Below are 21,868 nucleotides of genomic sequence, written 5' to 3' on the forward strand. Positions count from 1 at the left end.
TGGTCAGTCACCGAGCTCTTCACGGTTGGTGGGCAGGTCCTCGCGTTCGATGATCTGCTCGATGGTGGCGTTCGCTTCGGCGAGGGCATCGGCCGGAGCCACATCGCCCATCATCGACTGCTGGATCGCCAGCCCCATCGCCACGTTGACGTCCCACGGGTAGAGCGGTTCGCCGATCGTGTACGGCACCACGTCCTCGGTGATCACCTGGGCCCACGGCGCCTCGGCCGCGCCCGGGTCGGCGTTCACCGCCTCGGCCACATCCTCCCGGGCGGGTGCCTTGGTGAACTGCGTGTTCACGAAGAACGGCAGCAGCACGTCGGTGTCCCCGGCGAGGGCGAACTCGATGAAGGCAGCAGTGGCCTCGGCGTTCTCGGTGTTCGCATCGATGACCCACTTGAAGTTACCGACGGTGGTCAGCGTCTCGGTCTGGTTGCCGTCGCTGGTGACGGTGGGCGCGACCCCGGTGCTCTCCACCACCTCCGGGTAGTCGGCGACCAGCTCGCTCATCCCCCAGGAGCCCTGGGTGATCATCGCGACCTCGCCCTCACCGAACGGCGCGGCGGAGTTCCCGGCGGCCAGCGACTGGCGCGGGATGTAGCCCTCGTCGTACAGCGTGGTGTAGTGCTCGATCAGCTCTTCGTAGGCCGGGTCGGTGGCCTCCGCGGTGGTCCAGTCCTCGGAGATCGGCAGGTGCCCGGCCACGTGCATCTGCTCGGCCACCGTGCTCCAGGCCAACGTGTCCTGGTCGCTGAACGTCTCGATGCAGAACTGGCCGTCGGAGAGCACCGGCTGGATCTGCTCACACGCCTCGTAGAGCTCGTCCCAGGAGGTCGGTGGGGTCTCTGGGTCGAGCCCGGCTTCGGCGAAGATGTCCTTGTTCCAGTAGAGCACCCGTTGCGGTTCCAGCAGCAGCGGGTAGCCGTACCAGGTGCCGTCCACCTGGGAGATCTCCGCAGCGGAGTCGGTGACCTGCTCGAATGCCTCCGCGGGCATCAGGTCGTCCAAGGCCAGGTAGCTGCCCAGCCGGACGCCGTCGTTGAGACGGCCCGGCACCGGGTACACGTCCGGTGCGGTACCGGCGGCCTGCGCGGCGGTCATCTTCTCGTCCCAGGCGTCCCCGGGGACCACCGTGGAGTTGACGAAGATCTCGTCCTGGGAGGCGTTGAAGTCCTCCACTACCTGCTCGTACCACTCGTTCTCGGGGGTGGTGAATGTGTGGTGCCAGAACTCCACCACCTCACGGTCGCCGGCTTCGGCGTCCTCGTCTGCGGACTGCCCCGGGGTGCCACTGCCGCAGGCGGCGAGCAGGGCCACGGAGGCCAGGAGTGCGGTGCCGGCGCCCAGTCGACGCCGTGTGGTTGTGGTCATCATTGCTTCTCCTCGTTGAGATCCGTTCGTTCTCGTCGGTAGGTGGACACCTCGCCCGGTGGCTGGGTCAGCCCAGCCGTGGCAGGCGTTGTTCGACCGGGGGCAGCACCAGGCCGGTTGCCGGGTGCTCCTGGTACCAGTACGCAGTCGAGGACAGGTCGTCGCTGCGCTTGTTCGCGTGGCCGTGCTCGATGCTCACCCGGATCGAGGTGGTGAAGGGGACGGGGTCCTCCACGTGAAAGCGGTAGGTGGAGATCTGCCCGGACCAGTTCTCCCCGCCCGGGAGGGTGAGCCCGTGATAGGGCGCGGAGAACGGCTGGGTGGGACACCAGGCCGTGTTGAAGTAGTCCTCCGTCCCGGTACCGTGCAACGTCGGTGGCCACGCCTCGCCGTCGACGAAGATCATGTCGTCCCCTTCGCCGTACCAGTTCCACTGCTCGGTATGGCGCAGGTTGGTCACGTTCAGCACGCAGCCCACGTAGTGGCCGCGGCCGGTGGTCGACAGAATGGTGTAGTTGCCGTCGCCATCGAGGTTGCTGCCCTCGAACAGGTACTCGGAGTTGCTCTGCCCCTGCGGCGGCACCCCATCGGTAGGGCACTGCCGGTTCCAGCTGGCGTGGAACCGGCCGAGGCCGTCCTCGAGCTCGTCGAAAGCGTCGTAGTCGATGTAGAAGTAGAACCACAGCACCTCCGAGGAGCACTCGCTGGTGAGCTCGAACCGGGCGCCGTCGGCAAACGGCATGTGGAAGAAGGAGTTGAACGACTTCCCGTCCTCCGGGCTCATCTGCAGCGGCAGCGAGGCGAAGTTCACCGTGCGGGCGTGCCCGACGCCGAAGAAGTCGCCGAGCGGCACGAGCACGCTCGGTGTGTCGGCACCGTCCCAGTAGATCCGCAGCACCAGCTTGCGCAGGTAGTCCCGGTCGGCCGTCTCCGGCGTATCGGGTTCCCGCGGCGCCACGGTCATCCAGAGGTGGTTCACCGATCCGGCGCCGGCGATGTCCGCGAGCGTGACGGTCTGGCCCGGGTGGATGGTGACCCGGTCCTCGTTGCCACCGCTGCGGTCCCAGCTGGACTCCCGCCGCCGGCGGTGCGAGCGCAGCCGCGGGAGATCTCGCAGGCTGCTGCCGAAGTCGCCGTAGCGGCTGACCGTCATCGTCATCGACGTCCTTCCTCGAACGCGTGCGGCCCGATCGGCCGCCGCGCAGGGTGGAGCGGTTCTGCTCCCTCCCGCCAGGCACCCTCACGTCACCGGGGTCCATCAGGCGACGGCGTTCTGCACCATCGCGAGAAATCGTTTACAAGTAATCGATTTCAGATATGGTAGGTGGACCTGGCGGGCCTGTCAACAGGTCGACGGCGATCCGCCGCCGGTGCAGTGGCCACCGACCAACGGGCTACCCGGGGCCCCTTACGGCCCGGCCACCCAGCACCCAGCACCCAGCACCCAGCACCCAGCACCGCGAGGGTGCAAACCCATCAGATCCCAGCCACCCGCGCGGGCGGAAACGCCTCAGCAGATCTCGAGCTGATCCGCCGTCGGCGCCTCGGGTCGAGCAGCGGTGGGATGGTCGAGGTAGAAGAAGGCGGTCGAGGCGATGTCGTCCTGAAGCGGCAGGTACCGGCCGCCCTGGCGCCAGCCGAGCGCCTGCACGTCCACCCGCAGATCGGTCTCGAAGTGGATCGGGTCGAGCACGTGCCAGCGGTACATGCCGAAGCGCTGCTGGGAGTCGTACAACCCATCGGGGCGGATCACCTGGTGCATCCCGAGGTAGGGCGTGGTGAAGGCGGTGTACCCCTGGCCCGGGACGTCGAAGTTCCACGCCCCGCCGAAGTAGTCCTCGGTCCCGGTACCGCAGATCGTCGGGTGGTCCAGATCGCCGTCGAGGTAGTGCTTGACCTCCCCTTCCCCCCACCAGCCCCTGCTGTTCACACCCCAGGCCAGGTAGGTACCGACGTACTGCCCACGCCCGCGCACCCCGTCCAGCAGGACGTGCGTGCTGCCGGCGGCCAACGGGTTGCTCCGCCGCCACTGAGCGTGCAACCGGCCAGCACCGGAGACCTCGGCGCCGACCTCGTAACTGAGCTGGTAGTAGACGATCACCTCCTGATCGCTGAGATTCTCCACGGTCAGATGAGCGCCGTCAGCGAAGGGCATCGGCCAGTAGGAGTTGAACCCGCCGTGCGGGTTCACCGCGACCATCGAGGAGGAGAGCTGGGCGAAGGAGCCCCAGCCCTGGCCGAAGAAGTCTCCGACCGGCACCTCGATCGCCGGTTCGGCCGCGCCGTCCCAGTACGCGCGCAGGACGAGGTGGCGCCAGTGGTCGGTATGGGTGGTCAGCCAGAGGTGGGTGATCCGGCCCGGACCGTCGATCCGGGCCAGGTCGAAGGTCTCCCCCGGTCCGATCGGTACCGACGGCGAGACCTTCCAGCCCGGACCGAGGTCACGGGCAGCGGCCGCACCGGTGCCGTCGGTCGCCCGGGCGCCGCCGCCTTTGGCGCCGGTGAAGTTCTCCGGGCTGATCGATCGGGTCTGGACGTGCCGCAGCTCGGCGATGTCGCGGTACACAAGGGCTCCTTCTCGTCGGTGCTGGGTCGGGCGCCCCGCCGGCGTGGCAGGGTCGGGTCAGTTGTTCGGGGCGGTGCTGCCGCGCACCTCGAGCCGGGGTGGCAGCAGGACGTGCACCGGCTCGATCTCTGGGTCAGCGGCGCGGGCGACGATCCGTTCTGCGGCACGGATACCCATCTCGTCGACCGGCTGAGCGATCAGCGTCACGGCGGGGGTAACCATCCGGGTCCAGCGATCGTCGTCGAATCCGACCAGGGAGATCTCGTCCGGGATGCGCAGCCCCGAGGTCTGCACCGCCCGGTAGGCCCCGGTGGTCAGCGGTCCGTTCAGCGCGAAGATGGCGTCCGGGCGCGGTCCGGAGGTCAGCGCCGCGGCAACGATCCCCTCGGCGTCGGCCGCACGCAGGTCGGTCCGCATCATCCGGCTCTGATCGAAGGCGATGCCCGCGTCGGCGAAGGCGTCTCGCACCCCTTGCAGCCGGTCCTCGGTGGTACTCACCCCGGACGGCCCGGCCAGGCAGAGCACATCCCGGTGCCCCAGCTCGAGCAGGTGCTCGGCGGCGAGCCGGCCGGCGCGCACGTTGTCCAGCAGGACGGAGTCCCCGGTGAAGTCGTGCACCCGCCGGTCCACCACCACCGTGGGCACCTGGGCGCGGACCAGCCGGGCGAGATCGGACTCCTCCTCCGAGGTCACCGAGACCACCACCCCGACCATCCGCTGGGCGATCGCGGCATCGAGGTAGGCGTTCTCCCGCTCGAGCTGTTCGTCGGTGTTGCACAGCATCACCGAGTACCCGGCACCGACCGCGACCCGCTCCACGGCCGCCACCAGCGAGGTGAAGAACGGGTTCTGCAGGTCGGAGACGATCACCGCCCACATATCCGACCGTTGCCGGCGCAGCGCCCGCCCGTTCGGGTTGCGGATGTAGCGCGTGGCCAGGGCCGCCTGTCGCACGCGTTCGGCCAGCTCCGGGCTCACGCTGGTGGACCCGTTCAGCACGCGGGACACGGTCGCCGTGGAGACGCCGGCCGCCTCGGCCACATCGGTGATCCGCGCGGTGCGGTGTTCGTTCATTCGGTGTCTCCGTCGTCGTGGACCGCCAGCTCGCTGATCGAGGTGTAGCAGCCCCAGCCGCCCGGTGGGCCGGATAGCCGGATGCCGGTACTGCACACCGGGCCGAAGGTGAAGGTGAAGGTCACCGTGCCGGTCGCGGTCCAGTCCGGCCGATACGGCGGGGTGACGGTGACGCCGTCCAGGCTCCGCCAGCTGCCATCGTGATCGCGGACCTGCACCTGCGGCGCCCGGGCGAACCATCCGGATCCGTAGTCGTGCGGGCCGGAGGTGAACACCAGCCGGGTGCACTGCACCGGGTACGGCCAGGTGTAGCCCCAGTAGTCGTCGTCCTTGTGCAGCCCGTTCCAGGAGTCCTCGGCCCGGTCGGTTCGAGCGTCGTTGAGCACCTCCAGGTGGCCGCTCCGGGCGGCCCGCGCAATGGCGGCGACGCCGGGCAGCCGGGCCAGGTTCGCACCCGACGGCTGCGGCGGCGCGTCGGTACCGGGCGCTGGCATCGGCTCCAGCCGGAGGGGGCGCAGCGAGAAGTGGTAGGAGGAGCCGGAGTAGGTGCCAGCGGTGACGAACCAGTTCGACTGCAGCCACATCCGCCGCCCGTCGGCACTGATGAACTTGCTCGGCACCGTGGTGGCGTAGCCGCCGTGGTGGGCCTCGGCCGAGCGCGGCCCGGTCCAGGGGAAGGGACCGAAGTCATGGTCGAGGAAGCGCCGCCACGGGCCCCACGGCGTCGGTGCTTCATAGAACTGGAAGGTGTGCTCGGTCCAGGACGTGTACAGGAACCGGCGGAGTCCTGGGTTGTAGACCACCCCGCCCTGGGCGAGGAGCGTACCGGGCACCGGGGCCGGCGCCATCGGCGCAGCAGGCGCTCTGCCCACCCGGCGGGTATCGGTCAGGACCGGCACCGCCTCAGCCAGCTGCGAGCTCCACCGGGGCACGCCGTGGGGGTACTCTCCGGCGGCGTCGATTCCGGCGCAGAACTCCCAGGCCGCGCGGTCACCGATGTGGCTGCGGTGCACCCGGGCCAGGTAGAGGTCGGTGGGATCGGGGACCACACCGGAGTAGGAGGTGCGCCAGTTCTGGTCCAGTCCGTAGGCGTAGACGTAGTCGGCCGGATCGGTGGCCGAGGCGGGTAGGAGCGCACGCAGCACGCTCGCACGGGCGTTGCTCTGGCCGAAGTCCGCGAACATCACCGTGGTGAACCGTTCGGTGAACATCGGCTCGGCGGGCCGGGACCAGGTGCGGCCGTAGTCGGTGGAGCTGACGATCCCCGCGGCCGGGGCGATGTTGAAGGTGTCTGGACCGCTACCGCAGCGCAGGTCCTGCACGGCGAGGTAGAGCTCGTCGCGACCATCGTCGTTACCGTCGACGGCGATCATCCCGGTGGGTTTGCAGTTGTACCGTTCCGGATCGGTCCAGACTCCGGCCACCTCCCGGCCGGCGGCGAGCCGGATCCCGACCAGACCCTGCTCCGGTGTGCCGTCGATCCGGTTGACCACGATGTCCGACCACTGCCCGAGCTCAGGCTGGAAGCCGAGGCCGTCTCCACACGCGCTGTACAGCCCGCCGTCGTCGGCCCAGGTGCTCGGCCACAGGTCCCCGTCGCTGGCAGTGCTGACGGTGGCGCCCGGGGCGAGGGTGGCCACAGCGAAGAAGTTCGACTCCGGCGGGCCCTGCTCCCGTTCCCCGCTCGATCGCCCACCCGCTGGCGCGCGGGCATCGCCGACCGGCTCCGCACCCGACTCCTGGCCCAGTCCGGGCACACCGCCGAACTGCTCCGCCGGGTCCATCGCACACCTTCGTCCGTAATCGATTACCGGCAGTGTAACAAGGGTTCACACTCACCTCGGGCGTCCGGCGGCGCAGTGCCGCCGGACGCCCGAGGTGCCCGGTTCCCGGTTCCTGCTGCTGTCAGCGGGTGCGCAGCTGGAGGTTGTCCACGGCGAGGGTCCCGCTGTCGGCCCGGAATCCGATCGCCGGGTGGTAGTCGGCACGAACCTCGGGGTCGGTGATGTCGTCGGTACCGTTCACCGGGGCGGTGTGGATCCGGTCCCACTGCCCGTCGTGCCACCGGTAGGCGGTCAGCCAGCGGCCGGAGAGGGTGACCGCGAGCCGGTCGCCCACGCGCAGCTGGGCCGGGACGTCACCCCAGCCACCGAAGCTCTGGCCATCCACCACGATGTCGAATCCGAGCCTGGAGCCGTTCCGGTTGTACCAGGCGACCGCTCGGGTGTCCGCGTCAGCGGCGAAGCCGAGGAACAGCGAGTTCTCCGCGCCCTCGGTGTCAGCGAACTCCTCGATGTCGGCCACCACGGTCATCTCGCCCTCGCCCGGCAGCGTCTGCGGCGCGGTGAGCATGGAGTAGTAGTTCTCCCCGCTGACCTGGAGGCGGCCGTCGACCACCTCGGGGGCCAGCGCCGGCTCTGCGTCGCTCATCGTGAGCAGCTCGTACTCACCGGTGCTGTCCTGGGTGAACCGGTCCTGGAACTCGGTGCGGCTGAACTCCTCCGGTACCAGTTCGTCACCGGGGTACTGGATGGTGCCGACGATGAAGTCCCGGCCCCATTCGGAGATGGTGCCCCAGCGGGTGCCGGTCTGCAGGTCGCCGTAGCTGGTGGTGGCGGCATAGATCGGCCGGTCTTCGGCGTCGAGCGTCAGTGCCGGGGTACCCGTGGTGCTCTCCGCGAGGTGGGTCCACTGCCAGGGCGCATCGGCACTGTCCGGGTCCGGTTGCACAGCGGCGAGGAAGCCGCGGTTGTTCTGCCCCATGATCAGGGGTGCGCCATCGCTCTGCACGGTGATCGCCGGATCGTCGATGAAGTCGTACCAGGCGACCTCCGCCGACCACTCCCCGTCGCTGCGATGGGCGTACCAGACCTCATTCCCGCTGTGCAGGTAGGCGGCGTGGATCCCGCCGCTGGCATCCACGGTCGCAGTCGGGGTGCCGTGGGCGGAGTCAGCCACCTGGGTCCAGTCGTCGTCGCTGCTGAGCGAGCGGGACATGATCTGCTCTCCGCTGCGCACTACGGCCACCGGGTCCTCCCCGGCGGTGACCAGCGCGGGCTGGGCGTCGAGCGTGAGGTCCTCATCCTCAGCCTGCCACCCGTCGGGGCCGCTGTAGGCATGCACGCTGCCGTCTGCGGTGGCTGCGAGCAGGTGTACCTGCCCGTCGGCCACCGTGGCCGCTGGGTCGCCGGTGACGCCGTCGGCGACCGGTGTGGGCCGCCCGGTATCGGTGCTCACCACGAGCTGGTCACCGGAGACGGCGGCCCAGCCGACGTCCGTGCCGTCGACGAACGGCACCGGGGTGCCGGTGATCGAGTGGCCGCGGCGCTCGGTGCGGTACTCGGCCGACCCTGCTTCGTTCTGCCAGGCGTGCACCACCTGCCCGGAGCGGGTCCGCGCCACAGCGTGTACCCGCCCCTCGGCGTCGACCACGACCTCCGGATCGGTGACCACGGTGCGGGCGATCGGCTCACTGGACCACGGGCCTGATCCTGGGTCGTGCTGTTGGCCGGCCCAGAGCTGGCCGTCGGCGCCGCGGGCGAACCAGGCGATCGACCCGTCCGGATTCTGCGCCAGGGCCGGGTCCCCGGTCAGGTCATGGCCGGAGCCGGTGAAGCCGGGCGCGGTGCCGAGCTCGTCGACCAGTGCGGAGAACTCCGTCCAGCTCAGCTGCGCCCCCTCGCCCCAGGTGTGCTGGGTCAGGGCGGCCATGTCCGGGCGCAGGTTGTTCAGCACCTCGGCGTCGCTCTCCATCGGGGTGCCGATCCAGGCGAGCCAGACGGCGATCCGGGCACCGGAGACGTGGTCGGGATCGACCGGCTGGTCGCCGGTGAAGGTGTTCACGTCGAACTGCTCGTAGAGGTCGCGCGGGTCCAAGTTGCGCCGGGACATGTCGTAGTAGAGCAGGTCGACGTCGGTGTTGATCAGCTGGTTGCCACGGTCGGCGATCTGCTGCGGGGAGAGCAGTCCCGGCAGGGCGTCGTGGGTGATCCAGTACTCCACGGCGATATCCTCGTCCAGGGTGACGACGTCCGAGGCGCGGATCATGTCGTTCCACACCCGCATGGTCTTGCCGTGCGCCTGGACGAGCTCGTTGGCGCGGTTCTGGAAGTCCGCGAACAGGTCGGCGAACGTGGCGTCCGGGCCGAACTTCTGCTGGGCGTACTCGGTCAGCTGCGGGTGGTTCTCCCCGGTGCCGGGCCAGCCCGGGAACTCGTCCGAGCCGAGGTGCCAGACGTCGGAGGAGAACCGGTCGATGTTCTCCTCGATCAGGCCGAGCGCCCACTCCACCGCCTCTTCGTTGGTCAGATCGAGCGCCTGGGAGTCCAGGGTGCCGTCCTGGTTCTCCAGCTGGTACTCCGGGTGCGAGGGCAGCACGGTGGCCATGTGACCGGGCATGTTCAGCTGCGGCACCAGCCGGACGTAGTAACGCTGAGCGAGCGCGTCGACCTGCTCCATCTGTTCCGGAGTCATCCCGACACCGTCGATGTACAGGTTGGTGTCGTTGAGCTTGTAGTAGCTCATCTGCTGGAAGAAGGACTCCCACCAGGTGAGCGAGAAGTGCCGCGGGGTGTTGTCCACCAGCACGCTGCGCACCTCCTTGGTGGGCCAGTCCTGGGCGGTGCCGGCCGGGATCACCTCGGCCCGGGTGAGTAGCTGCAGCACGGTCCGGGTGCCGTTGAACACCCCGTGCGCCGTGCTGCCGGTGATGGTCAGCGTGCCGTCGACGTCGAGCTGGTAGCCCTCCTCGCCGAGATCCTCTCCGCCGAGGCCGAGCTGGATGTCGCCGTCACGGGCCTGACCGGTGTTCACCGGCACGCGGGTGCCGGTGAGATCCTCCAGGTCCGCGGCGACGGTCTCGGCGACGGTGGTGAGCTCTTCGCCGGCGTCGCCGGGCAGCACGATGTGCCCGCCGAGGCTGAAGTCTTCACCGTCGGGGTCGCCGGTCCACTCCTTCAGGGTCGGGACGACCTGCATATCGGAGACGTCGCCGTCGGCGGCCGGGGGTGCTGCAGTGGCCGGCACGCTGGTGACGGCCAGCCCGGCCAGCAGCGCAGGGGCTGCCAGCAGGGTGGTCAGTCTTCTGGTGTGCATCGTTCTTCTCCTCCTCGAGACGTGCAGTGGCGCGTGCTGCGCCACTCAGGCGGTTTCCATCTGGTCGAAGCTGGGGGCCGGTGGGAACGGAGCGTGCGGTTCGCTCTGGTACCACCAGGCCGTCGAGGCGATGTCGTCCCGCAGCGGGCGGTAACGTTCCATTCCTTCCTGCGGGCTGGCGAAGCCGAGGGCCTGGACCGTGACCCGGAGCCTGCGGCTGAACCGGATCGGGTCGGGCAGGTGCCAGCGGTACAGGCCGAAGCGGAGCTGGCTGTCGTAGAACTCGTCCGGGGTGATCACCTGGGGCATGCCCAGGTAGGGCGTGCTGTACGGCTCGTAACGGCCGCCGTCAGGGTGCTCGAAGGCCCAGGCGCCGCCGAAGTAGTCCTCGGTCCCGGTACCGCAGATCGTGGGGAACTCGTCGTCGTCGTCGAGGTAGAACTTGACCTCTCCCTCGCCCCACCAGCCGGGATGGTGGGACTCCCAGGCGAGATAGGTGCCGATGTAGTGCCCCCGCCCCTGCACGCCGTCGAGAATCACGTGCGGCTCGCCGTAGGCCAACGGGTCGGACCGGCGCCACTGGGCATGCAGATAGCCGTGGCCCACGCCGATCTCGGTGAGGCTGTAGGTGATCTGGTAGAAGAATCCTTCGATCGTGTCCTTGCTGGTGTTCTCGATGGTGATCCGGGCGTGCCGGCCGAACGGCATCTCCAGGTAGGAGTTCAGTCCGCCCGCGGGTGCGACGGCGACCGGTTGGGAGGAGACCGGGGCGTACCGCGCCCAGCCTTGGCAGAAGAAGTCGCCGAGCGGCACTTCGATCGACGGCGTCTCCTCCTCGTCCCAGTAGCACCGGAGGATCAGGGAGCGCCAGTGCCGCGGCAGCGTGGTGATCCAGATGTGCTGGATGATGCCCGGACCATCGATCTCGGCGACGGTGAAGGTCTCCCCGCCACGGAGGTCCTTGCACGGGGACTTCTTCCAGCCGATCGGCAGGTCGCGGGAGGCGTAGGCGGTGGAGTGCGTGCCGTGTTCGGCTCTGCCGCCGCCGCCGGGCGCCCCGGTGGGGTTCTCCGCGCTGATCGATCGAGTGCGGGCGTCGGTGAGCAGCGACATTCCGCCCGGTGGCCGGTGCGGCGGTCCTGGGGTCATCGGGGGCGTCCTCCTTGGCAGCGGGTCGGGCGGTGCTCAGTTCATCCGGAAGTCGTAGTGGGCCGGGATCGGCCGGTCGCCGAATGTCTCCCGCCACAGGTCGCTGAGAGAACGCTCGCCCTCACGCAGGTCGGGGATCATCAGGTCGGAGGCCAGCACTGCCTCGGCACGGTCCCGAGCGCCGGTGCGCAGCGCCGCGGTGCCCTCGAGCAGCCGGGCGCGCCCGCTGGATCTGCTCGCCTGAGGTGCGGAGTCGAAGCAGGTCAGGGCGAGGCCGGGCCTGCCGGCGGCGAGCGCGGCGGACATCGCCTCAAGGAGTAGCCCGGGCTCTTCGGGCGCGAGCTGGAGGGCCTCGGTGAGCAGCTCGAGCGCCGCCGAGGTCTCTCCCTGCTCGGTCAGGACGCGAGCCTCCCCGCGGCGGGCCCAGGCGTTCGGACGGTGGGTGTGGGAGGAGCGCAGGTAGTCCCGGGCCGTGTCCAGGTCGGCGCGGGCGTGGGCGAGGACGCCGAGGTGGTAGTCGCGCAGCCAGCTCGGTGCGAGCCGGTGCAGCCGGTTCTCCCAGAGCCCGCCGGTGACATAGGACAGCGGCGCCGCGGCCGGGTCGGCACCGGTGAACGGGTCGGTGCCGGACTCGGTGAGCAGCCGGTGCCAAGGGTCCTGCTCCGCCGCGAGCGTGGCAGCAGAGAACGGCCGGGAGGTCTCGTCGATCCACGGCTCGCCGGTCGCCCGGCGCAGCTCGCGTTCCAGCGCGCCCCAGCCTGAGCCGGCAGCCAGACCCTGCGCGGGTGCCTGGTCCGCGAGCGCCCGGGCCGAGGCCAGGGTGGTGTCCAGGTACTCGGGTGCGGCCAGCTCGGCCACCCGGCCAGCGACGTGGGCGACGGCGGTATCCCAGTCCTCGCCGTGCGCCACTCGCGCGTCGGCGGTGACATCGCCGTAGACCTCGAGCCAGTCCCAGCTGGTGCAAGCCGGCATCAGCACGTGCTCGAACTGCGTGGCCGTCAGCCCGGCCTGCAGCTCCAGGTACTCACCACCGTCCGGAGACAGCCAGCGCTGCCAGTGCCGCCCGCCTTCACCACTGCCCCAGCAGAACAGCTTGCGACCGTGCAGCCGGGAGGTGGAGACGATGGCGAGGCCGTGCCCGGTGGAGTCCACTCCGGCGACCCACGGCTGGCCGGTCTCCTCGATGGCGTAGAAGTAGTCGGCGGAGCGCGGGCTGGCCGCCGGCCAGGTGTGGTCACCGGCCGAGGCGCTGGGCACGCTCACCTCCGCCACCGTGCCGTCATAACCGGTGGCATAGGCCCGGCGGGCGGGGGCGAGTACGCGCAGGTCGGCGTGCTGCCGGACGGCGGCATTGGACCACCAGTACATCGGCACGTCGGCCTCGTTCGGGTTCTCGATCCGGACATAGACGTGTAGACCACGTGCACCGGCGGGGAGCCAGGCGTCGATCTGGAAGACCACCCGACGCACCCGGTCCAGCTCCCACATCCGCAGCCGCGGCGCGCCGTCCGGGCCATCGACCACGGCGGCGTGCAGCGGGGCCATCGTGTGCGCGCTGTGTCCCTTGGTGCCGATGTTCCACTCCACCCCACCGGCCACCCAGGCGTTCCGCAGTGCCAGGTTGGCCGGTTGCACGCACGCGTTCGCGTAGACGAGGTCCTCCCCGGTGGCCAGATCCACCAAGGACCACAGCCGGCCGCCCAGCCAGGGCAGGAAGGTGGCACGCAGGATGCCGTTGTCCAGGACCACGGCCTCGACCTCGGTCGGCTGGCGGCCGCGGCCATAGCCGTCCTGCAGCAAGTAGGGGTGCATCGACCGCGGCTGTTCGATCCGGGCGCCGGCCTGGAGCTCGGCGGGCAGGTCGTCGTCGAGAGAGAACGGCGCCTCGAGCAGCCCGTCCGGCAACGGCAGCGGGTTGTCCGCACCCAGCGGTGCGAGCGGAAGCTGCAGCGTCTGGCGGTGCAGCGTCGAATCAGCGGTCACTTACCGGCTCCTACGGTCATACCTTCGATGATGCGGCGACCCAACCAGATGTAGGCGGCCAGCACCGGGAGCAGGATGATCCCGATACCGGCCAGCAGCTGGCCGTAGTCGTTGCCGCCGTACTGTTGCTGGGCCATGAAGTTCAGCAGGGCCAGTGGGAGGGTCTGCTTGTCCGTGCTCTGGATGAGGATCAGGGCGAGGAACACCTCGGCCCAGAGCCAGACCAGGTTGAGGATCAGCGCGGTGGTCATCCCGGAACGAGCCATCGGGGCGACGATCTGGGCGAACAGGCGCACCATGCCGGCACCGTCCAGCGCGGCCGCCTCCTCGAGCTCGTCCGGCATGGACCGGAAGAAGCCGGCGAGCAGGAAGACCGTGAACGGCAGGTTGAGTGCGATGTAGACCACGATCAGCCCGAACAGCGAGTTGAGCAGGCCCAATGTCTGCACGACCGTGAACAACGGGATCACGATCACCTGGGTGGGCACGCCGACGCCGACCGCGATATACATCAGCGCCACCTCGGAGAGCCGGCGGTTCGTCTTGGCCAGGATGTAGCCGGCCGGGGCGGAGATGACCACGATGCCCACTGCCGCGGTGACGCAGACGAGCACGGAGTTGCCGATGGCGGCACCGAACCCGGAGGTGATCCAGGCATTCAGCCAGTTCTCCGTGTGCAGCACCCGGGGCAGGCCCCACGGGTCGTCGAAGATCTCCGCGTGGCTGCGCAGCGAGTTGACGAACAGCCAGATGAACACGGCGAGGTTGAAGGCGATCACCAGCCACACGGCAGCCGAGGCGAGCTTGCGCCATCCGCTGCTGCGGCGCGAGGACCGGCGCATCGCTGCCAGGCTCACAGCTGCACCGCCTCGCGTCGGCTCAGCCGGCGCAGCAGGATGACCAGGATGATCACGGTCACCAGGGTGACCACGGCAGCGGCCGAGGCGTAGCCGAACCGGTAGAGCGGGACCCGGCCGCCGAACGTGGACCCGTAGATGAACAGGGCGGTGTTCCAGGTGCCCGACGGCGGCAGGTCGTTGGTGGTCCCGCCGAAGGCGAGGATGAAGTCGAAGATCTTCAGCGAGCTCACCGTCCAGAGCACGGTGGTGGTGGCGATGACGTCCCAGGTGAGCGGGAACGTCACGTACCGGAACCGCTGCCAGGCGCTGGCTCCGGCCAGCTCGCACTCCTCGTACAGGTACGGCGGGATCTGGTCGACGCCGGCCATGATGATGGTCACGTACAGCCCGGTGGACATCCACACCATGCCCACGCAGATCACCAGCCACAGGTGGTCGCCGAGGAAGTTGGGCCGGTCGGCAACGCCGAGGTCGGCCAGGAAGCTGTCCAGCAGACCGCCGTGCTGGAACAGGAAGCCCCAGAAGATGGCCAGCACCAGCGGGGAGACGATCGACGGGAAGAAGATGACCGCGCGGGCGAACCGGCGCCCGGCCATGTCCCGGAGCATCATCGTCAGCGCGAAGCTGAGCGCGAAGACCGCCGCACCGACGCCGAACAGGATCACCAGAGTGTTCACCAGGGCGGTGCGGAACACCGGGTCGGCCAGCAGCAGTTGGAAGTTCGTCAGACCGCGCCAACTCATCTCGTTGATGCCGTCCCAGGAGTGCAGGGAGATCCAGAACGAGGCGACGGTCGGGCCGACCATGAACACGGTGTAGAGCACCAGCGCCGGCAGCAGGAACGGCCAGAACATCATCGCCCGCCGCCGCTGCAGCGGCGAGGTTGCCCCGCCGCCACCACCCCGGCGCCGGGCCGAGCCTGCTGGGCCGGCCCGGGTCAGCGCCCCGATCGTCGGTGCCGTCATGCTCAGCCCTGCTTGGCCCAGTAGCTCTGCTGGGCGGTGGTGAGCGCCTCGATGGCCTGGTCGACGTCGATCTCCCCGCGCAGCAGCTGCAGGTTCACCGGCTCGAACACCTCGGCGGGGTAGCCGGGGTAGTCCCCGTCCACGCCGTCGTAGAAGCGGACAGCGGTGCGGGCCTCGATCAGCTCAGCGGTGTCGGCGAGGGTCTCCGGCGGGTCGACATCCGGCCGGGTGACCAGCTGTGCGGCGTCGTCGGCCAGCGCCTGCAGCACGTCGGTCTGGACGAAGTGGGCGAGCAGCTGCTCGGCCTGCTCTGGGTTGTCCGACCCGGCAAGAACCGCGAACCCGGAGACGTCGCTCTGGATGAACTCCCCGTTGCCGGCCGACGGGAAGCCGAGCTGGCGGTACTGGAAGTCCTCCGTGGTGGACGTACTGGTCTCCTGCGGCGCCCACGAGCCCATGAACAGCAGGTCCGCCTCACCGGCTGCCCACTGCTCCTGCACCTGGGGGAACCGCGAGCCGAAGCTGCCCTCGGCCCAGTACTGCCCTTCGCCGAGCTCCGCGATCCGCCCGAGTGCGGCGCGGACGCCGTCGTCGTCCCACGCCTGGCCGGACTCGTCGGCGGCGATCGCGTTGAACCCGCCGGCGCCGAGCTCCTGGATCAGTGCTGCCGAGGTCCACACGGCGCCGTAGGAGCCGATGTCGCCGTCGAGGGCGATCGGCCCGGAGCCACGCTCGGCCTTGAGGTCCTCGAGCGTGCTCATGAACTCCGACCAGTCGGCAGGCTGGGCCAGGTCGTGGGCGTTGCCGTCGTAGAACACGCTTTGCGCCATCAGGATCGTGGGCAGCATGAACGGCCCGTCCATCGACTCGTCGGTGATCAGCTCGTCATAGTCGCCGAGCACGTCGGCGACGGTAGCGTCCTCACCGGGAACGTCGGCCGCGAACAGGCCGGAAAGCTCGCGTGCCTGGTCCGCGCGTACCAGCGTGGCGCGGATGTCATTGCTGGAGGCGTCCACCACATCGGGCACGTCTCCGGAGCGCAGCAGCGGCTGAACCTTCTGCATGATCTGGCGGCCCTGCCACTCCACCTCGACCTCGATCCCGGTCTCCTCGGTGAAGTCGTCGATGGCCGACTGCAGGATCTCCGCCTGCGGTTCGCCGGCCTCCCACTGGGACCAGTAGGTCACCGTGTCAGCGCCTTCTCCTTCGCCACCGCTGCAACCGGCGAGCGTGAGCGCTCCTATCGCCACGGCACCGGCGATGATTCGGCTCCGAGTCATCTTCGATACTCCTCGTTCTCGTCTTGTCCTTCGCGGACGATCGTTGGTTCGCGCGGCCACGTCATCGAGGCGTGCCGACCTATTTACGATAGAATCTTTACTAAAGGTTCTCGCTAATATAGACCACAACGGCGATGTTGTGAAGGGTCCGGTGATGGCGGTGGAGAGCTCAGGCGCGATTCGTGGTGTGAGCCCGGCCGACCTGCGCCGGATCAACGAGCGGGTGGTGCTGGAGGCGATGGCCCCCGGTGGGCACTATCGGGTGACCGAGCTGATGCGCACGACCGCACTCACTCGGGTGACCGTGACCGATGTGTTGCGCCAGCTCCAGGAGAAGGGCTGGGTCACGGCTGAGGCCTCCTCGGGCGGGCGTGGGCGCCCGGCCCAGGTGTTCGGCCGCGTGGTGGCCGCCGGCGTGGTCGGCGGCCTGGACCTGGGCGCCCACGAGGTGGCGGCCTCGCTCGCCGATCTGACCGGCACCGTGCTGGACCGCGAGCGCGCCAGCGTCGACCCCGACCTGCCACGCGCGGACCGGCTGGACTGCGCCGTGGACCTGTTGCACACGCTGCTGGCCAGGACCGGTCACACCCCGGCGGACCTCTGGTCCGCCTTGGCCGCCACCACCGGAACCGTCACCGACGAGGGTGTGGTCGGCCAGTCGGTGGCGATCGCCGACTGGGCGGGTACCGACCTCGTCCACGAGCTCCGCCAGCGGCTCGACGTCCCGGTCGAGGCGCGCAACGACATCCAGCTGTTCGGCCGGGCCGAGCACCTCTGGGGCGCGGCTGCCGGCTATCAGCACGCCCTGCTGGTGTGGCTCGGCCGCCGCCCGTCCGTCAGCCTTATCCTGCACGGCCGCCCGCACACCGGCGCACACGGTACCGCCGGCGACCTGTCCCGGGTGGGACTGAGCCCCTCGGACACCGCGTGGAGCGGTCACGGCCGCTGGCTACCGACGCCGGCGCCGGGTGCCGATCCGGATACCGCACCGGAGGACCCGCTCCCGGGTCTGCTGGCAGCCGCTCAGACCGGCGACTCCGGCGCGCTGGCGGCCCTGCGGCACTGGCTCGAGGCGATCTCGCCGTTCATCTCGCTGTTCGCCGCCGTGATCGACCCGGAGGTGATAGTGCTCGGTGGCCCGCTGGTGCCGCTGGCGGAGGAGCTCGTCCCGGTGCTGGAACAGGATCTGGCCGTGCACCTGCAACAACGCCCGCCGATCCGGATCGCCGCCGGTGGTGGGGACGCCGTGGTGGATGCCGCAGCCCGCTACGCCGCGGACCGGGTGCACGCCCGGCTGATCGACAACGGCGGAAACGGCATCGGCCCCCTGAACCAGGCCGCGCTGCTGCAGCTGGCCTGAAAGATCAGCCCGAGCCGAGGCGGAGTCGCCAGCCGCTCAGGCAGAACGCGTCGCACGGGCCAGGTTGGCGGCCAGCTCCTCGCGCGTCTGGCCCAGGTGCGCGTACCAGGCAGGCTGGCCAGGTGCGCTGCGCCACGACTCACGTAGGGGACTGTTGTCGACGGTATCGAAGCCGAACTGGTCGTACAGCCTCGTCACCAGCGCCACCGCTTCGGGATCATCACTGGAAACCGACAGCGCATGCCGGCCAGGAGTTCCTGGCGGACTGGCCAGCTGGAACAGCCGCGGCGCCTGGATGTGGGTGAACGCCTTCGCGACCTTTGCGGCGGGCACCTGTTCCTGGCGAAGCTCGTGGACGGTCTTCTCCCCAGAGTCGACCATGGCGAAGGTGCCGTCGCGCCACGGCATGTAGTTGTTCGTGTCCAGCACGATCTTGCCGGCCAGCTGCGCCGTCGGCAGAGTGTTGGTCAGGGTGAGCGGTATCGCGAGAATCACGAAGCCGCCGGCCACGGCCGCATCCACCGCAGTGGCGGCGCGCGCGGCCGGGCCGAGCTCAGCGACGAGATCGCGCAACGTCTCGGGTCCACGCGAGTTGGCGATCACGACCTGGTAGCCGCTCCTGATCGCCGCCCGGGCCAGCTGTCTGCCCACCTCGCCGGCTCCGATGATGCCGATCGTGGTCATGGCGCTGTCACTGCGCCAGGAAGGATGCCAGCGCGGTGTTCACCTCGTCGGCGTGAGTCCAGAGCAACCCGTGCGGAGCACCCTCGATCTCGACATACTCCGCTGCCGGCACCGCCGCACGGAAGCGGCGAGCAGTGGCGTCGATCGGCAGCGTCCGGTCGCCGGTGCCGTGCAGGATCAACACGGGCTTCCCGCTCCCCCGGACCGCCTCGACATCGCCTCGGAAGTCCTCGGTCCAGGTGGGAACCACCGCGTAGGCGGCGACGGGCGCACTGGAGACGGCCACGTTCCAGCTGGCATCGACGGCCTGCTGGCTGATTCGGGTGCCGAGGTTCTCATCCAGGTTGTAGAAGTCGGCGAAGAAGTCGGTGTACCAGGAGTAGCGGTCCTTCTTCGCCGCCGCGATGATGCCGTCGAAGACCTGCTGTGGCACACCCTCGGGGTTATCCTCCCGGGCCACCAGGAAGGGCTCCAGCGAGGCCAGGAAGGCCAGCTTGGCGATCCGCTGATGTCCGTAGCGGCCGACGTAGCGAGCGAGCTCGCCGGTACCCATCGAGAAGCCGATCAGGATGACGTCCGTCAGGTCGAGCGTCTCGAGGACGGCGTTCAGGTCGGCGGCGAAGGTGTCGTAGTCATAGCCGCTGCCGACCTTGGCGGACTGGCCGAACCCACGGCGGTCGTAGGTGATCACGCGATAGCCGCTCGCGAGGAGCTCGCGGGTCTGCAGCTCCCAGCTATGTCCGTCGAGTGGGTAGCCATGGATCAGGACCACCGGCTGTCCCGACCCCTGGTCCTCGTAGTAGAGGTCGATGTCGGTGCTGTTCTCGGTTCCTACGGTGATGTATCCCATGGTGCCGTTCCCTCCGAATGTGCCTCAAGCCAGCCTTCAGCCCGGCGAGAACGGTCATTCTCGCCAGTGGCACACAACTTAGAGAACGATCATTCTCATGTCAAGTAGACTGTCGTCATGGATGACACTGAGGCACGGGAGAGAATCCTCGCTGCAGCAGCGGAGCTCTACTACCGCAAGGGATACGCGACAGTCGGGATGGCTGAATTGCGCGCAGCAGCCGGCGTGTCGCTACGACGGCTCTACCTCCTGTTCCCGTCCAAGAGCGACATCGTGAAGGCGGTGCTCGCCCGCAGGCACGAGGAATGGACCACCGCTCTGACCGCACGGCTGAGCGCGGCTGGGCCGAGCGCGCGCGAGCGGCTCCTCGCCGTGTACTCCCACCTCGAGGACTGGTTCCGCACCGACAACTTCCGCGGCTGCGCCTTCATCAACGCGTTCGGCGAGCTCGGCGGGGTCGATCCCGAGATCGCCACTATCGTGCGCGCACACAAAGCGTCGTTCCAGCAGTACATGGCCGACCTCGTCGCCGGGATCGGCGCGCCGGCGCCGCTGGCTGCCCAGCTCTCCATCCTCGCCGAGGGGGCGCAGAGCACTGCGGCCATCTCCGGGGACCCTGCAGCTGCCCGCCAGGCCCAGGATGCGGCCGAAGTACTGATCGATGCGTCAATCGGCGCTGCCAGCCCGGCGCGATGACATCGTGAGTGCACTCCTGCGCACTGACTGAGCGGCGATCGCGCGCGGGTCGGTAGCTACCGGCTCTCTGCGCAAAGCCACCGGCGCAGAGCCACCGGCGCAGATCAAACCGCGCGCACAGCGGGTTTCAGGCGCTCAGCCGGGCAGCTGCACCTGCCCGCACAGGTGCACGGTGAGGCCGAGCCGGTCGAACATCGCCGCCTTGGCCACCAGCGCTTGGTCTGCCGTGCCCGCATCCGGGGTGTAGACCACCTGGATGTGGTTGGCCTTGTGCCGGCCCATGAACTGGTCCCGGCTCACCCCGTGCAGCACCGCGTGCATCACCGGCCACTCCGGGTTGGTCATCTCCTTGCGCCGGGTGCTCTCGGACTCGGGGAGCGCTACGGCGCTGCCCCGTCCGAGATCCACGTGCAGTCCGCCGTCGGCGATGTACACGCGGGACCAGACGATCTCCCCGGGCCGGGACACACCGTTCAGCGTGGCCCCGCCGGCGGGGAAGAACACCGGCCCCTGGCGCCACCCCTCGGCGCCGGCGTAGCCGCCTTCCAGGTGCGAGGCGGGCACCGACCCGGAGATCTCCATGGTCCACACGTAGTCGCCGCCGAACTCCTCGCCCCAGCGCACATCGTGCAGGGTGGTGGCGGGGTCCAGACCCATCGCCCGCCACACCCGGTGGGTGACCAGCGCATCGACGGCCACCCCCTCGTCCACCTCGTTGAAGTGCGGTAGTGCGCGCCCTTCCCAGAGCACGCGGGAACCGTCCCGGCTGGTCACCGGCGGGCGGGAGTCGTTGTTCAGCAGACCCTCCACGAGATCGGAGGCCGGAGACAGGTTCTTCAGGCCCTGCTGGTACTGGATACCCACCGCGTCCAGGCCGAAGTCGTCGCTCATCCGCAGCACGGCCACGTACATCTTGTACTGCCAGCGCAGCTGGTTCTCGGTGAGCTCCGTGGCCTCGTCGGTGCCGAGCCGGAAGGTCATCCCGGCCTCGCGCAGCCAGTCCCCGACCGCATCCGCCTCCTCGTCGGAGACCTGCTGCATCTGCGCCCACAGCTCGCTCTGGGAGAGCCGCTCCTTGTACACACCGATCGGGTTCAGCAGCTCATCGTCGATGATCGCGTTGTACATCCCCATGCAGCCCTCGTCGAAGACGCCGATAATCGCCTTCGCGTGCAGCAGTTCGGCGGCCAGAGCTCGGCCGAGCGCCGTCTCGTCCGTCTCCGGCAGCGCCGGGAGCGGGCGCACGTGGGAGTCGTCGTGGTTCACCCGGCCGGTCGTGAGCCAGCCGGCGAGCTGGTCGGTGAACCAGTCGTCGGTGCCGTCCACGGTCCAGAGGGTGGAGTATGGCTTGCCCATCTTGGTCAGTCCGCCGTTCAGCCCGAGGAGACCGACCAGGCCTGGCCACTGGGCCACGAAGTTGGCGACGGTGAGGATCGGGCCCTGATGGCTGCGCAGGCCGGGCAGGACGTGGCTGGAGTACTGCCAGTTGCCGATCGCCACGACCAGCGGTACCTCCCGCGGGATGCCGGCGAACACTTCGAGGCCCTTGCGCTGGCTGTTGATGAATCCGTGCCCGGTCTCTGGGTCCACGCCGTGGGCGCGCACCACCCGGTGGCCCTGTGCCTCGATGGCGGCGGTAATCATCTGCTCCAGCGCTTCCTGCACCGGCCAGCTGGCCACGTTCGCCGACTCGCGCAGGTCGCCGCTGGAGACCAGGTAGACCGTGCCGGGCTCCGCCGGGGCCGGCGTGGAGATGGTCGGCATCGCATAGGTGGTCATCAGCTGGGGTCCTCTCGACGGCGGCGCGGCGGTCGCGCTCGACCCGCACCCGGGCCGGGTGGGTGAGCACGATTCCGCCAGGCTAGCAGCAATCGATTACAGAGCGAGCTGGCCGCCCTCCCCCGGTCTCGAGGGTGTGGGCCGGCGGACCGGGTGA

Annotated in this window: 16 protein-coding genes; 2 read left to right on the forward strand and 14 right to left on the reverse strand. The window is 69.3% G+C overall.

Annotation, left to right across the window (positions count from 1 at the left end):
• Positions 1-3: 3 nt before the first annotated feature.
• The 11 genes from FU260_RS19920 to FU260_RS19970 form a co-directional block, all read right to left on the reverse strand.
• Complete coding sequence (locus FU260_RS19920) at positions 4-1,371, reverse strand: ABC transporter substrate-binding protein (protein ID WP_168211871.1); 1,368 nt, start codon at positions 1,369-1,371, stop codon at positions 4-6.
• 67 nt (positions 1,372-1,438) lie between these two features.
• Complete coding sequence (locus tag FU260_RS19925) at positions 1,439-2,530, reverse strand: glycoside hydrolase family 172 protein (RefSeq protein ID WP_210418132.1); 1,092 nt, start codon at positions 2,528-2,530, stop codon at positions 1,439-1,441.
• 351 nt (positions 2,531-2,881) lie between these two features.
• Positions 2,882-3,937 (reverse strand): glycoside hydrolase family 172 protein, encoded by a 1,056-nt coding sequence (locus FU260_RS19930; protein ID WP_147918632.1) that lies wholly within the window; start codon positions 3,935-3,937, stop codon positions 2,882-2,884.
• A gap of 57 nt (positions 3,938-3,994) precedes the next feature.
• Complete coding sequence (locus FU260_RS19935) at positions 3,995-5,011, reverse strand: LacI family DNA-binding transcriptional regulator (RefSeq protein ID WP_168211872.1); 1,017 nt, start codon at positions 5,009-5,011, stop codon at positions 3,995-3,997.
• Positions 5,008-6,795: a glycoside hydrolase family 183 protein gene (locus FU260_RS19940; protein ID WP_147918634.1), complete on the reverse strand. Its 1,788-nt coding sequence runs from the start codon at positions 6,793-6,795 to the stop codon at positions 5,008-5,010. The genes FU260_RS19935 and FU260_RS19940 overlap by 4 nt, the downstream gene beginning before the upstream one ends.
• A 121-nt stretch (positions 6,796-6,916) precedes the next feature.
• Positions 6,917-10,105 carry a family 20 glycosylhydrolase gene (locus FU260_RS19945; protein ID WP_147918635.1) on the reverse strand — a complete coding sequence of 1,063 codons (3,189 nt, stop codon included), beginning with the start codon at positions 10,103-10,105 and terminating at the stop codon, positions 6,917-6,919.
• Between the two features lie 45 nt (positions 10,106-10,150).
• Positions 10,151-11,254: a glycoside hydrolase family 172 protein gene (locus tag FU260_RS19950; RefSeq protein WP_187368414.1), complete on the reverse strand. Its 1,104-nt coding sequence runs from the start codon at positions 11,252-11,254 to the stop codon at positions 10,151-10,153.
• Positions 11,255-11,290: 36 nt separating this feature from the next.
• Complete coding sequence (locus FU260_RS19955; RefSeq protein ID WP_147918636.1) at positions 11,291-13,237, reverse strand: DUF5107 domain-containing protein; 1,947 nt, start codon at positions 13,235-13,237, stop codon at positions 11,291-11,293.
• A complete protein-coding gene (locus tag FU260_RS19960; RefSeq protein ID WP_147918637.1) occupies positions 13,234-14,094 on the reverse strand; it encodes a carbohydrate ABC transporter permease in 861 nt (286 codons plus the stop codon). The genes FU260_RS19955 and FU260_RS19960 overlap by 4 nt, the downstream gene beginning before the upstream one ends.
• On the reverse strand, positions 14,091-15,062 hold the full coding sequence (locus FU260_RS19965) for a carbohydrate ABC transporter permease (RefSeq protein ID WP_147918638.1): 972 nt from the start codon (positions 15,060-15,062) through the stop codon (positions 14,091-14,093). Before FU260_RS19965 ends, FU260_RS19960 begins: the two co-directional genes overlap by 4 nt.
• A gap of 2 nt (positions 15,063-15,064) precedes the next feature.
• Positions 15,065-16,342, reverse strand: coding sequence for an ABC transporter substrate-binding protein (locus FU260_RS19970; RefSeq protein ID WP_147918639.1), 1,278 nt, complete (start codon positions 16,340-16,342; stop codon positions 15,065-15,067).
• Between the two features lie 154 nt (positions 16,343-16,496).
• Between FU260_RS19970 and FU260_RS19975 the strand changes: the two genes are divergently transcribed.
• Positions 16,497-17,702: an ROK family transcriptional regulator gene (locus FU260_RS19975; protein WP_210418133.1), complete on the forward strand. Its 1,206-nt coding sequence runs from the start codon at positions 16,497-16,499 to the stop codon at positions 17,700-17,702.
• Positions 17,703-17,738: 36 nt separating this feature from the next.
• Here the strand turns inward: FU260_RS19975 and FU260_RS19980 are convergent, their stop codons facing one another.
• Both FU260_RS19980 and FU260_RS19985 read right to left on the reverse strand, forming a co-directional pair.
• Entirely contained in the window at positions 17,739-18,386 is a 648-nt protein-coding gene (locus FU260_RS19980; protein ID WP_147918641.1) for an NADPH-dependent F420 reductase, read from the reverse strand.
• Positions 18,387-18,393: 7 nt separating this feature from the next.
• Positions 18,394-19,236 (reverse strand): alpha/beta fold hydrolase, encoded by an 843-nt coding sequence (locus FU260_RS19985; RefSeq protein WP_147918642.1) that lies wholly within the window; start codon positions 19,234-19,236, stop codon positions 18,394-18,396.
• Positions 19,237-19,353: 117 nt separating this feature from the next.
• Here FU260_RS19985 and FU260_RS19990 point away from each other — a divergent pair, with 117 nt between their 5' ends.
• Positions 19,354-19,932, forward strand: a complete 579-nt coding sequence (locus FU260_RS19990) for a TetR/AcrR family transcriptional regulator (protein WP_147918643.1) — start codon at positions 19,354-19,356, stop codon at positions 19,930-19,932.
• 135 nt (positions 19,933-20,067) lie between these two features.
• On the opposite strand, the gene FU260_RS19995 is transcribed toward FU260_RS19990, so the two are convergent.
• Complete coding sequence (locus FU260_RS19995; protein ID WP_147918644.1) at positions 20,068-21,711, reverse strand: fucose isomerase; 1,644 nt, start codon at positions 21,709-21,711, stop codon at positions 20,068-20,070.
• Positions 21,712-21,868: the final 157 nt, after the last annotated feature.

Source organism: Ruania zhangjianzhongii, from assembly GCF_008000995.1.
Taxonomy (GTDB): domain Bacteria; phylum Actinomycetota; class Actinomycetes; order Actinomycetales; family Beutenbergiaceae; genus Ruania; species Ruania zhangjianzhongii.

Coding starts and splice junctions, on each gene's coding strand:
- FU260_RS19920 (WP_168211871.1), bottom strand. CDS start 1,371: ATGACCACAACCACACGGCGTCGACTGGGCGCCGGCACCGCACTCCTG.
- FU260_RS19925 (WP_210418132.1), bottom strand. CDS start 2,530: ATGACGATGACGGTCAGCCGCTACGGCGACTTCGGCAGCAGCCTGCGA.
- FU260_RS19935 (WP_168211872.1), bottom strand. CDS start 5,011: ATGAACGAACACCGCACCGCGCGGATCACCGATGTGGCCGAGGCGGCC.
- FU260_RS19940 (WP_147918634.1), bottom strand. CDS start 6,795: ATGGACCCGGCGGAGCAGTTCGGCGGTGTGCCCGGACTGGGCCAGGAG.
- FU260_RS19945 (WP_147918635.1), bottom strand. CDS start 10,105: ATGCACACCAGAAGACTGACCACCCTGCTGGCAGCCCCTGCGCTGCTG.
- FU260_RS19950 (WP_187368414.1), bottom strand. CDS start 11,254: ATGACCCCAGGACCGCCGCACCGGCCACCGGGCGGAATGTCGCTGCTC.
- FU260_RS19965 (WP_147918638.1), bottom strand. CDS start 15,062: ATGACGGCACCGACGATCGGGGCGCTGACCCGGGCCGGCCCAGCAGGC.
- FU260_RS19970 (WP_147918639.1), bottom strand. CDS start 16,342: ATGACTCGGAGCCGAATCATCGCCGGTGCCGTGGCGATAGGAGCGCTC.
- FU260_RS19975 (WP_210418133.1), top strand. CDS start 16,497: ATGGCGGTGGAGAGCTCAGGCGCGATTCGTGGTGTGAGCCCGGCCGAC.
- FU260_RS19980 (WP_147918641.1), bottom strand. CDS start 18,386: ATGACCACGATCGGCATCATCGGAGCCGGCGAGGTGGGCAGACAGCTG.
- FU260_RS19985 (WP_147918642.1), bottom strand. CDS start 19,236: ATGGGATACATCACCGTAGGAACCGAGAACAGCACCGACATCGACCTC.
- FU260_RS19990 (WP_147918643.1), top strand. CDS start 19,354: ATGGATGACACTGAGGCACGGGAGAGAATCCTCGCTGCAGCAGCGGAG.
- FU260_RS19995 (WP_147918644.1), bottom strand. CDS start 21,711: ATGACCACCTATGCGATGCCGACCATCTCCACGCCGGCCCCGGCGGAG.